This is a genomic window from Abiotrophia defectiva ATCC 49176, assembly GCF_000160075.2.
GTDB lineage: Bacteria > Bacillota > Bacilli > Lactobacillales > Aerococcaceae > Abiotrophia > Abiotrophia defectiva.
Window position 1 is genome coordinate 229,720 of record NZ_KI535340.1, and the last position, 11,658, is coordinate 241,377.

At 46.9% G+C, this 11,658-nt stretch carries 8 protein-coding genes; 1 reads left to right on the forward strand and 7 read right to left on the reverse strand.

What is annotated here, in order from left to right; translation table 11 throughout:
* Positions 1-3: 3 nt before the first annotated feature.
* The 5 genes from GCWU000182_RS01065 to rpsO form a co-directional block, all read right to left on the reverse strand.
* Positions 4-3,681 carry a phosphoribosylformylglycinamidine synthase gene (locus GCWU000182_RS01065; RefSeq protein ID WP_023390877.1) on the reverse strand — a complete coding sequence of 1,226 codons (3,678 nt, stop codon included), beginning with the start codon at positions 3,679-3,681 and terminating at the stop codon, positions 4-6.
* Positions 3,674-4,720, reverse strand: a complete 1,047-nt coding sequence (locus GCWU000182_RS01070; RefSeq protein WP_023390878.1) for a 5-(carboxyamino)imidazole ribonucleotide synthase — start codon at positions 4,718-4,720, stop codon at positions 3,674-3,676. Before GCWU000182_RS01070 ends, GCWU000182_RS01065 begins: the two co-directional genes overlap by 8 nt.
* Complete coding sequence (gene purE / locus GCWU000182_RS01075; RefSeq protein WP_257244464.1) at positions 4,717-5,196, reverse strand: 5-(carboxyamino)imidazole ribonucleotide mutase; 480 nt, start codon at positions 5,194-5,196, stop codon at positions 4,717-4,719. Before purE ends, GCWU000182_RS01070 begins: the two co-directional genes overlap by 4 nt.
* Positions 5,197-5,390: 194 nt before the next feature.
* Entirely contained in the window at positions 5,391-7,493 is a 2,103-nt protein-coding gene (gene pnp, locus GCWU000182_RS01080; protein WP_023390880.1) for a polyribonucleotide nucleotidyltransferase, read from the reverse strand.
* A gap of 164 nt (positions 7,494-7,657) precedes the next feature.
* Entirely contained in the window at positions 7,658-7,927 is a 270-nt protein-coding gene (gene rpsO / locus GCWU000182_RS01085) for a 30S ribosomal protein S15 (protein ID WP_023390881.1), read from the reverse strand.
* Positions 7,928-8,297: 370 nt separating this feature from the next.
* Here rpsO and GCWU000182_RS01090 point away from each other — a divergent pair, with 370 nt between their 5' ends.
* Positions 8,298-9,713 carry a LysM peptidoglycan-binding domain-containing protein gene (locus GCWU000182_RS01090; protein ID WP_035363844.1) on the forward strand — a complete coding sequence of 472 codons (1,416 nt, stop codon included), beginning with the start codon at positions 8,298-8,300 and terminating at the stop codon, positions 9,711-9,713.
* Between the two features lie 111 nt (positions 9,714-9,824).
* On the opposite strand, the gene asnS is transcribed toward GCWU000182_RS01090, so the two are convergent.
* Both asnS and GCWU000182_RS01100 read right to left on the reverse strand, forming a co-directional pair.
* Entirely contained in the window at positions 9,825-11,123 is a 1,299-nt protein-coding gene (asnS, locus tag GCWU000182_RS01095) for an asparagine--tRNA ligase (protein WP_035363846.1), read from the reverse strand.
* A gap of 24 nt (positions 11,124-11,147) precedes the next feature.
* Entirely contained in the window at positions 11,148-11,627 is a 480-nt protein-coding gene (locus GCWU000182_RS01100) for a PepSY domain-containing protein (protein WP_035363848.1), read from the reverse strand.
* Positions 11,628-11,658: the final 31 nt, after the last annotated feature.

An 11,658-nucleotide genomic window follows, 5' to 3' on the forward strand; every position in this document is an offset into this window, starting at 1 on the left:
GGTTTATTTTCCTCCCTTAAAGTAGCGAACCCCATTTGCGAAGATGGATTGCTGACCTAAAATGGTGTTGGTCTTATAAAGTCCTTGATGATAACGTTCGCTGTGCCCCATCTTACCCAGAATCAGGCCATCAGGGCTGACTAAACCTTCGATGGCTAGCTGAGAACCATTAGGGTTAAAGCGTCCATTTAGCGTTGCTTGACCCTCATAGTCACAATATTGGAAGGCCACCAAATCTTTGAAAGCTGCCACGGACTCGCCAACCAATTTCCCTTCCCCATGGCTAAAGGCCACTTCATGCAATTGGCCTGGTTGGAAGCCTTGGGTCCAAGGCGAACGAGTGGAGGCCACACGAGTCACGGCTGTGGTTGAAATATGACGATAGGAATCGTTGCGATAGAGAGTCAAATCGCTAGGGGCTAGGTCTTTGATTTGCCCATATGGCAAGAGACCTGACTTAATAAGGGCTTGGAATCCATTACAGATACCGAGGATTAACTTCTTGTCAGCCAGATGGGCATGGATGGCAGCTGTCACTTCAGGATGCTTGAGGAAGTTAACGATAAATTTAGCTGAACCATCCGGCTCGTCCCCACTTGAGAAACCACCTGGGAAGAAAATAATGTGGCTGGCCTTGACAGCTGCGACAAAGTCTTTGACAGAGGCTTCAATATCACCTGGCTTTTGGTTACGAATGACCACTGACTGAGCATTTGCCCCCACTTCTACAAAGGCCCGCTCACTATCGTATTCACAGTTGGTACCTGGGAAGACAGGTATAACCACTTGAACTTGGTCCACATATTCTGGGTAGGCATAGACTTGGTCTGCCTCTTGCGTCAAGTTTTCAGTCGCGCCTGCCTCTTGGTTTTGGTAGAGAGGATAGATGTCTTCTAGTGTTTGCGTGTAGGCTTGGTAAAGTTCCTCCTTGCTAAAGGTTAAACCATTCACTTGGTAGTGGCCCTCTGCTTGAACTTGGCCTAGGTAAGTGAAGTCTGCTAGCTCCCGCGTACTTTCAATGACTAAGGAAGCCACATCAAAGTTGAGCGCATTGGCAGACTCAATCTCAAAGCCCAAACCAGCTCCTAAGGCCATCTTTACCAGCGAAGCTATCAGACTGCCCTCTTCTTGGACATAAGCAGAGACGACACTTCCCTCTTGAATGAGGGCGTGAACTTTCTCATAGTTTGCCATCGTGGCTACCAGGTCTGGATAACCCTGGTCATCGCGAAGGACTTGCACATGATAAAGTTTGTTACCCACTGCCTTGAGTTCTGGCGTGATAACGTCGGCAATTTTGACCGGCGCACAGGCAAAGGAAATCAAGGTTTCCACAACATTCAAGTCATGGAAGGTCCCCGACATGGAGTCCTTACCCCCAATACTTGGGCGTCCGATCGCTTCTTGGGCTACTAGAGAACCTAGCAAGGCTTGCGTCACCTTGCCCCACTTAGCCGGATCTTGGCCTAATTTTTCAAAGTATTCCTGGAAGGAGAAGTAGAGAGATTCCTTGGTCCCGCCAACGGCATAGACCTTGGCAACTGATTCTAGTACAGCATAGATAGCCGATAAGAATGGGGAGTAATGAGAGATTTTAGGAATGAACCCATAGGTCAGGATGGTGGCTGTGTCACTAGTTGAATGTAGAGTTGGCAATGCTTGGACACTGGCTTGAACAGGCGTTAGCTGGTGCTTACCCGCAAATGGCATCAAAACGGTGCTATTACCAATTGAAGCATCAAATTGTTGGGCTAGCCCCTTTTGGCAAGTCACATTCAAACTAGCTAATTCAGCTAAGACCGCTTCCTTGCTTACTTTTTTAGCTAGGAAAGGATTGGCGCCCGCATTATCGACTAGGCGTGCCTTGGCATGTTGGCGAACCCCAGCCGTTGCTAGGAAGTCAGCTCCCATGTCTACGACCTTCTCTTGACCATAGAACATTTCCAGGCGGCGACGGTCTGTAATGGTAGCAACATGGGCATACTCAATATTTTCGGCCCGGCACATGTCAACAAAGGCTTGATAGTCCGCTGGATCAATGGCTACTGCCATACGTTCTTGGGACTCGCTAATGGCTAGTTCAGTTGGATTCAATCCTTGATACTTAGTCAGAACCTTATCCAAATGAATTTCAATACCTTCGGCTAATTCACCAATGGCTACACAGACCCCACCAGCACCAAAGTCGTTACATTTCTTAATTAATCGAGTTAACTCTGGACGTCGGAAGAGGCGTTGTAACTTACGTTCTTCAGGGGCATTCCCTTTTTGAACTTGGCTAGCTGCGGTCTCTAGGGAATCACTGGTATGTTCGACAGAAGAGCCGCTGGCCCCTTGGATGCCGTCACGTCCTGTACGGCCCCCAATCATGACCACAATATCGCCAGGAACTAGGCTTTGGCGTTGGTAATTACCCACCTTAACCGCCCCGACAACAGCCCCTACTTCCATATGTTTAGCTACATAAGAATCATCATAGAGCTCGCGGACAAAGGTAGTAGCTAGGCCGATTTGGTTACCATAAGAGGAATTACCATGGGCAGTCCCGGTCGAAATGGTCACCTGAGGCAGCTTACCTTCTAGAGTCTCTTCCCGTTTTTGCAAGATATTGCCGCTACCGGAGACCCGCATGGCTTGATAGACATAGGAACGCCCAGATAGTGGATCGCGGATAGCGCCCCCAATACAGGTTGAAGCACCCCCGAAAGGCTCAATTTCAGACGGATGGTTGTGAGTTTCGTTCTTAAATTGAACTAGCCATTCTTCTTCCTGCCCTTTATTATTGACGGTTACGAAGAAGGAGCAGGCATTGATTTCTTCACTGACTTCAATGGCTTGGTCTTTAAGAACCCGAACATGGTACTTGCCCATGATGCTAGCCATATCCATTAAGGTCATGGGCTTAGTAATCCCTAACTCGCCGCGAATTTTTACATAGTAGTCAAAGGCTTCCTGCATTTGTACTTGGAACTTATCGGAATTAATGATGACTTGATCTAAGACTGTCTCAAAGGTGGTATGACGGCAGTGGTCGCTCCAGTAGCAGTCCAAGACATAAATTTCCGTCTCAGTTGGATCTCGCTTTTCGCTGACAAAATAGCCCTGAATGAAACGTAAATCCTCCAGGTTCATGGCCAAAGACAAGTCAGCCTTAAGTGCCAGTAATTTTTGGTCGCCAAAGTTGCCAAAGCCGCTTAAATCTTTAAGTGGCTTTGGTTCAGAGTCCAGCGAGAATTCCAATACTGATAAATCCTTGACGCGGGCTTCAATTGGGTTCACCAAGTATTTCTCTACTTGGGCTAAGGCTTGAGTGCTCAAGGCCTTGTCAAAGGTAACCAGTTTACCGCTACGAACCAAGACTTTGGCTTCTTGATTGAGGAGGGCAATCGCCTGCATGGCAGAGTCTGCCCGTTGATCATATTGGGCTGGCAGGACTTCATAAGCTAGGTAGTGGCCAGACACTAAGTCCAAATCTTCATAGACTTGGTCAATCATGACTTCGGAGAAGACGGAAGACTTGGCTTGCTCATAAGTGGCGGAGTCGATGCCGTAAATATCATAGATAACATAGACATGTAAGTCCTCTAAGCCCAAGCCGTACTCACTATTCAGCTTATCCATGAGTTGGCTAGCTTCCTGTCTATACTGCTCACGCTTTTCAACAAAAATTCGCTTATCCAATGAAGGGTTCCTCCAATCTAATATGTCCTGGGAAATTAATATGGCCAATCTTACGGTCCTGACGTGGCTCTTTCTCATAGAGATGTAGGTGGACTGGTCGCTCTTGAATCAGCTTGAGGAAGTAGCTCAAGTCCTGACCTAGGATGTTATAGAGGGTAGTTGCTTGATTGTGAATGGGCCCAACTTCTAGTCCACAAATAGCTTCAATATGGGCTCTAAACTGGGACTTATTGGCAGACTGCATGGTGATGTGGCCCGAATTATGGACCCGTGGCGCCATTTCATTAAAGATAACGCGACCTTGGGAAATGAAGAATTCAACTGTTAAGACGCCATAATAATCAGCCGCTTCTAGAATACGACGAGTGTAATCAATGGCTTGTGCTTCCTGTTCTGGACTTGCTGTCGTCGGGACGATGGACCGGTAGAGAATGTTATTTCGGTGCTCATTTTCAACGACTGCCACGATACCAATACCCGTCCGGTCCTTGTAGGCCACCACAGAGATTTCCTTATCCAGTGGCACCAGACGTTCTAGCAAGGTGTAGGGTTGAACCTGACTGGCCTCTGTAATCCGACTTTGTCCCTTGCCATCGTAGCCAAAACGCACTGTCTTCATGAGATAGGTGCCGTCTACTTGGACGCCAGTCGTGTCTTCATCTACATACTGGTAATCAACCGTCTCAATACCTAGTGAACGGGCAAATTCCTTTTCTAGCAAGCGGTGTTGCGCGGTCTTGAGTAGGCTCGCGCTCTGCACAATATGGTAGTCTTTTTCTAGTTCAGCCAGGAGGTCACTGTCAATATTCTCAAACTCAAAAGTCACGACATCCGAGATATGGCAGAGGCGCTCTAATCCATTACGGTTATCAAAATCCGCATGGATGAAGGTGTCAGCAAAGTGACGGGCACAAGCATCTTTGCTTGGGTCCAGGATGGCGATCTTATAGCCCATTTCCTTGGCGCTCATAGCCAACATGCGCCCAAGCTGACCGCCTCCAATAATGCCAATGGTTTGACCAGGTAAAATTATCTTCATAGTGTCATCTCTTCCAATACTAGGCGTTCTTGTTCTAACTTAAAATCTTGATAAACTTGGGCATAGCTTGGATCCGTCATGCCTAACATAGCCAAGGCACTGACGGCCGCATTTTTTGCCCCGGCCACTCCAATGGCCATGGTGTTGACGGGCACGCCATAGGGCATTTGGACGATGGAATAGAGGGAATCAAGGCCGCTTAGAGTCGAAGATTTAATGGGCACACCAATAACCGGCAAAGTTGTCATAGACGCAACCATCCCCGGTAAATGGGCAGCCCCTCCTGCTGCAGCGATAATCAATGAATAGCCAGCTTGTCTTGCTCCTTTAGCAAAGCTAACCAGCAAATCTGGCGTCCGATGGGCACTTACGACCTTCTTATCATAAGGAATCCCGAATTGATCCAATAGTTGACAGGTTTCGACCATGGTGGCGTAATCTGACTTGGACCCCATAATGACTGCTACTTTTACCACACTAACACCCTTTCTCTAGGCAAAGCTTCTTAAGTCCTATCTACCCTTATTATAGGATTCCTGGCTAGCAAATAAAAGGGATATTCGAACTTTGTTATCACTTGTCAACTTAACGTTCGTGTTTGCTTGTGACAAAGTCATAAGCATACAAAAAAGGCTAGGAAAATCTTCCTAGCCTGAGTGATGATAGTGAATTAGTCTTTAGGTAAGAGGACCTTACGAGACAAGTTGATTCGACCTTGGTTGTCGATTTCAATGACTTTGACCTCTACAACATCGCCAATCTTGAGCACGTCTTCGACTTGTGCCACACGGCGGTGTTCCAATTCAGAAATATGAACCAAACCGTCTTTACCTGGCAAGACTTCTACGAAGGCACCGAATTTCTCAATACGCTTAACTTTACCAGTGTAGACTTGGCCTACTTCAACTTCACGAACTAAGTCTTCAATCATTTGACGAGCCTTGTTAATCATATCTTGGTCGCTAGACGCAATGGAGACATTACCCGTTTGGTCGATATCAATCTTAACGCCAGTTGCGTCAATAATACCGTTAATGGTTTCCCCACCACGACCGATGACCACCTTAATCTTATCTGGGTTAATTTGGATGATATCAATCTTAGGTGCATATGGGCTCAATTCCTTACGAGCTTCAGGTAAGGTAGATACCAATTCATCCAAGATTTCTAAACGGGCCTTCTTAGCTTGCGTCAGAGCTTCGGTTAAGATGGCTTCGGTAATCCCTTGAATCTTGATATCCATTTGCAAGGCCGTAATCCCGGCAGCTGTCCCGGCAACCTTGAAGTCCATATCGCCTAGGTGGTCTTCCAGACCTTGAATATCGGTTAAGACGGTGTAGTCTTCCCCTTCCATGACCAAGCCCATGGCAATCCCTGCAACTGGCGCCTTAATTGGCACACCTGCATCCATGAGGGCCAAAGTACCGGCACAGATACTTGCTTGCGAAGAAGAACCGTTAGATTCCAAGACTTCAGATACCAACCGAATAGTGTATGGGAAATCTTCTGGCGCAGGAATCACTTGTTTGAGGGCGCGTTCACCTAAGGCACCGTGACCAATTTCACGACGACCTGGGCTACCCACACGACCTGTTTCGCCGACAGAGAAGTTAGGGAAGTTGTAGTGGTGGATGAAACGTTTGCCTTCTTCTATGCCTAAACCATCGATTACTTGGTGCTCACCGAGCGGTGCCAAGGTAGCAGCAGTTAAGACTTGGGTTTGTCCCCGAGTAAAGAGACCAGAACCATGAACGCGTGGCAAGAGGGCCACAGAAGAGCTCAATGGACGGATTTCATCGATGCGACGACCGTCTGGACGAACACGTTCCTTAGTGATGAGACGACGAACTTCGTCCTTCTCTAAGTCGTGTAAGGCAGTGGATACGTCCTTCATAAGTTGATCGTAGTCATCACGGTCAGCGTAAACTGCTGCAAAGAATTCAGTTGCTTCTTCCATAACAGCGTCAACAGCTGCTTCACGCGCTTTCTTCTCTTGGGTTTGGATGGCTTGAATCATGCGAGACTTGTAGCGTTCCCCTACTTGAGCCGCCACTTCTGGCGCCACTTCTGCCAAGGTAAACTCGAATTTCTCTTTACCGATTTGAGCGACGATTTCATTTTGGAAGGCTACCAATTCCTTGATGGCTGCATGACCTTTGAGTAAGGCTTCTAACATATCGGCTTCTGACACTTCTTTAGCAGAAGATTCCACCATGTTAATGGCAGTCGCCGTACCGGCAACCGTTAATTCGATATCAGATAATTCTGCTTGGGCAACCGTTGGGTTGATAACAATCTCCCCATTGACGCGCCCTACGTTAACACCGGCAACAGGCCCGTCAAATGGAATGTCTGACACAGCCAAGGCCAGAGATGCCCCTAACATAGCAGCCATTTCTGGGGTGCAGTCTTGGTCAACTGATAAAACGGTGTTGGTAATTTGAATTTCATTACGAACGCCTTCTGGGAACATTGGACGTAAGGGACGGTCGATCAAACGGCTAGTTAAGGTGGCCGCTTCAGATGGACGGCCTTCACGCTTGATGAAGCCCCCTGGGACTTTACCGACTGCATACATCTTCTCGATGTAGTGAACAGTTAAGGGGAAGAAGTCGCCGGTCCCGGCTTTCTTAGAAGCAACGGCTGCAGATAAAACTACGGTGTCGCCGTAGCGAACCAAGACAGCGCCGTTAGCTTGTTTGGCTAATTCGCCAATTTCCACAGATAGCGGACGGCCCGCTAAAGTTGTAGAAAATACATGTTTGTTTGACATGGAATGTCCTCCTTATAAATTGGGATTAGCTCCCTTGATAATGGAACATGACTAATCAAATAAGAACTGGCCAAGCCGCCCTGGTCGGCTCTTATTTGGTTAGCACATATTCCATGGTAAAGCTCTAAAAAAAGAAGGCGGCCGTAGCCGCCCTGCTACCAAAATTAACGACGTAAACCTAAACGTTGGATTAATTCACGGTAACGTTGAATATCTTTCTCACGCAGGTAAGAAAGCAAGTGGCGACGACGCCCAACTTTCTTCATCAAACCGCGGTAGGAATGATAGTCTTTCTTATGAGTACGGATGTGGTCAGTTAAGATATTGATATCTTCAGTTAAAACCGCAACTTGTACTTCTGGAGAACCAGTGTCCCCTTCGTGAGTAGCATAAGCTTTAATGATTTCATTTTTACGCTCTTTTGATAATGCCATCTCAGTTTCACCTCTTTCCGATATAGTATCCCACAAGCTAAGTAAAACGTTGGTGATTCGTTAAACTGAGCCGGGGTGTTATAAGTAGCCGAACATCGATAAAGCAACAAACGACCACGTCTCTAAATATACGATAAAAGCTAGGAAAAATCAAGCCCTAAGCCAGGAAAATAGACTAAATTTTAAGCCCTTGACTAAGCTAGCTTGAGAACTTTGCTATTTCATATATTACAGCTTTGTCCCGCCTAGTCGCCATGTGAAAAAAGAGATTACAAGGAGCCTATGATTGGATTAAGTCCAGATAAAACAGACCACTTTTGTCCATTTCTATGCTATGATGGTCTCATCAACAAGCAAAGGAAGCGTGATTATGAAATTAACACTTAAAAGAACACTGCTCTTAACGTCAGCAGCGGCTTTACTCGCACTCCCCTTGACTCCAGCTCAAGCCCAAGAAGCCTCCCAATGGACGCCTCGGACGGTCAGCCAAATTAAAGAAGATATTTCCAAGCAAGCTGACAAGCTAAGCTATACAGTTCAATATGGTGACACCCTCTCAGCCATCGCAGAAGCCCTTGAAGTCGACCTTCAAGTTTTAGTTTCTATTAATGAAATTGCAGACGCCGATTTAATTTTCCCAGGTACTGTTTTAACGGCTACCTTAGATAGTAACCACAAAGTGACTAGTCTGGAAATTCAAACCCCAGACCAAAATCAAGAAAGTCCTAGTGTTCGGGCTGACTTGACGCAAAATACGGTCACTATTGATGGCCAAACTAGCCAGGTAGACTTTAATCAAAACCAGGCGACTGCCCCAACTAACCCGCAAGCTCAAGCACTTGTCGAGGAAAGCCCTGCCCAAAATCAGGAAGCTGCTAGCCAAGACTTGTCTCCGGTCACCCAAATTCCTGGCCAGCCAGAGGCTGTGACACCTGCTCAACCGACAGCTACTAGCCCTCAAACGCCAAATAACCAAGTCAAGCCAACCAATCTTGACAAACCAGCGACACCTCAAACACCTGCTAAGCCAGAAAAACCAGCCCAAAGTCCAAATCAAACCAATGCTGATCAAGCCCCTGTCATCGGCGACGATGTCAAGGAATCTGGTTTACCAACCGTACAAGAAGAAACTCGTGCTGAGGCGCCTACTCAGGCTAAGCAGCTAGAAAAAGATGCAAGTGACGCTGCGCCTGCCAATCCTACAGGAGTAAATCAAACCAATACGCCAACAGATGGCCAAGAAAGCCAACAAAGTCCTAGTCAGCAAGCTGAGGCCAACCCAACGGCTCAAGAGCAAACGAGTCAGGAGCAAGCAACACAACCAGTTCAAGACCAAGCGACTCAAGAGCAGCCAGCTCAGACCCAGCCTGCTCAAGACCAAACGGCTCAAGATCAGCCAGCTTCAACTGACTATGCTGCCCGGGCGGCTGCCAACCCAGCCAACCAAGGCTTGCAGCCAAAAGTAGCTGAGTACAAGGAAGAAGTCGCGGATAAGTTTGGCGTCACCAACTTCAGCCTCTACCGTCCAGGCTCTAACGATGACCATGGCAAGGGCTTGGCAGTTGACTTCGTAGTCAACGACAATACCGAGCTAGGTGACCAGATTGCCAACTATGCCACTTCCGATATGGAAAGCAATGACATCAACTATGTCATCTGGAAACAACGTTTCTACGCTAACTACGATAGTTACTATGGGCCAGCGAATACCTGGAACCTAATGCCAGACCGTGGTGGAGACACAGCCAACCACTACGACCATGTCCATGTTTCCTTCAACCCTTAAGCCTCTAACGCTTTCGTCCTCCTCCAACCACCTAGCTAAGTAGAGCTAGGTGGTTTTTCTAAGCAGAAAAAAATTCCCATTATATCATATATGATATAATGGGAATTTTTATTATGGGTAAATACGGTTGAGCAAGCGTGGGAATGGTGAGGTTTCACGGATATGTTCAATCCCTGATAACCAAGCCACTGCCCGCTCCAAGCCAAGACCAAAACCAGAGTGTGGCACAGCGCCATACTTACGGAGGTCAAGGTACCAAGCATAAGCCGATGGATCTAAGTTGTAGGCCTTAATATTTTCATCTAAGGTCTCAAAGTCCACAATACGTTCAGAGCCCCCAATGACTTCACCGTAACCTTCTGGTGCAATCATATCCGCACATAGAACAGTGCGTGGGTCTTCTTCATTAATGCGCATATAGAATGGCTTAATAGCCTTAGGATAGTTGACGATGAAGATTGGACGGTCGTATTGGCTAGCAATGAAGGTTTCATGTGGTGAACCAAAGTCATCGCCCCATTGGATATCATCAAAGCCATTGTCGTTCAAGAGCTTGATGGCATCCGTATAGCTAATACGTGGATAAGGCAATTTGGTGTATTGTTCCAAGACTGCCACATCACGGTTCAAGGTCTTAAGAGCTAGACCACAGTGGTCAATCACATTGCGAACCAGGTGAGCCACATAACGTTCTTGGAATTGTAGGTTTTCTTCGTGTTCAACGAAGGCTAATTCTACTTCCATCATCCAGAATTCAATCAAGTGACGACGAGTCTTAGATTTTTCAGCCCGGAAGGTTGGCCCGAAAGAGAAGACCTTACCGAAAGCCATAGCTGCTGCTTCTAGATAGAGCTGACCAGACTGAGAAAGGAAGGCATCTTCATCAAAGTACTTGGTGTGGAAGAGCTCAGTAGTCCCTTCTGGCGCAGAACCCGTCAAAATTGGTGGGTCTACCTTAATCAAGCCTTCTTGGTTCATGAACTCGTAGGTTGCCCGGATAATTTCGTTACGAATTTGCATAATAGCATGTTGCTTAGATGAACGAAGCCAGAGGTGGCGGTGATCCATCAAGAAGTCAGTCCCGTGTTCTTTTGGTGTGATTGGGTAGTCATGACTCTCACCAATCACTTCAATGTCTTGAACCAAGAGCTCATAGCCTAAAGCTGAACGAGTGTCTGCTTGAATCTTACCGACTACCTTCACACTGGTTTCTTGGTTAAGGCCCTTAGCCAAAGCAAAGGTTTCTTCGCTGACATCGGCCTTAACCACAATGGCTTGGAAATAAGCGGAGCCATCACGCAATTGTAAGAAGGCAATCTTCCCACTGCTCCGTTTGTTGGTCACCCATGCCTTGATGATGACCGTTTGATCAATATAATCTGCTGCTTGACGCATGGTAATTGTCTGCATTCTGCCTGCCTCCATAGTCTTGTCTTAAATATTTTCGATTTTTTGTAACCAGGACCCATCCTGCGCATTGAGGTAGTAATAGGTCAAGGTATTATTATCATTCTTGATGGTGATTTCCCAGACGGGCGTGTCTTTAATCATGCCCAAACGCGCCTGCATAATCTTATAATTCTCATTGTCTGCTAAAGCAATGGCCTTGGCATCCTCTTCTGAGATAATTTGACTTGGCGTGTAGTAATTAACGGTCCCACCCTCACGTTTCACAATCGCATAACGTTCTTGGCCACTGTCATCCACAAAATCCAAGGCAAAGTAAGCCTCAGAAATGGTCGTCCAGTAGAATTTTTTGACGTCTTTGACAGTGTAGTCCGTCTCAATCAATCGCACGGCTTCTTGTTGAGCTTGATGCGATTTAGCTTGGCTTGAATAGAAGACCCAAGCAAAGATGAGAAAGATGATGAGGAAAAAGAGCGTCAGTCCTGAGACCACTTTACGGTTTAACATACTTGACTCCTCCTGTCGCCACTTATCTGTA

Excerpts from the sequence above, each read along its gene's own strand:
- GCWU000182_RS01070 (WP_023390878.1), bottom strand. The coding sequence starts at position 4,720 with ATGAAGATAATTTTACCTGGTCAAACCATTGGCATTATTGGAGGCGGT.
- GCWU000182_RS01090 (WP_035363844.1), top strand. The coding sequence starts at position 8,298 with ATGAAATTAACACTTAAAAGAACACTGCTCTTAACGTCAGCAGCGGCT.
- GCWU000182_RS01100 (WP_035363848.1), bottom strand. The coding sequence starts at position 11,627 with ATGTTAAACCGTAAAGTGGTCTCAGGACTGACGCTCTTTTTCCTCATC.
- pnp (WP_023390880.1), bottom strand. The coding sequence starts at position 7,493 with ATGTCAAACAAACATGTATTTTCTACAACTTTAGCGGGCCGTCCGCTA.
- asnS (WP_035363846.1), bottom strand. The coding sequence starts at position 11,123 with ATGCAGACAATTACCATGCGTCAAGCAGCAGATTATATTGATCAAACG.
- rpsO (WP_023390881.1), bottom strand. The coding sequence starts at position 7,927 with ATGGCATTATCAAAAGAGCGTAAAAATGAAATCATTAAAGCTTATGCT.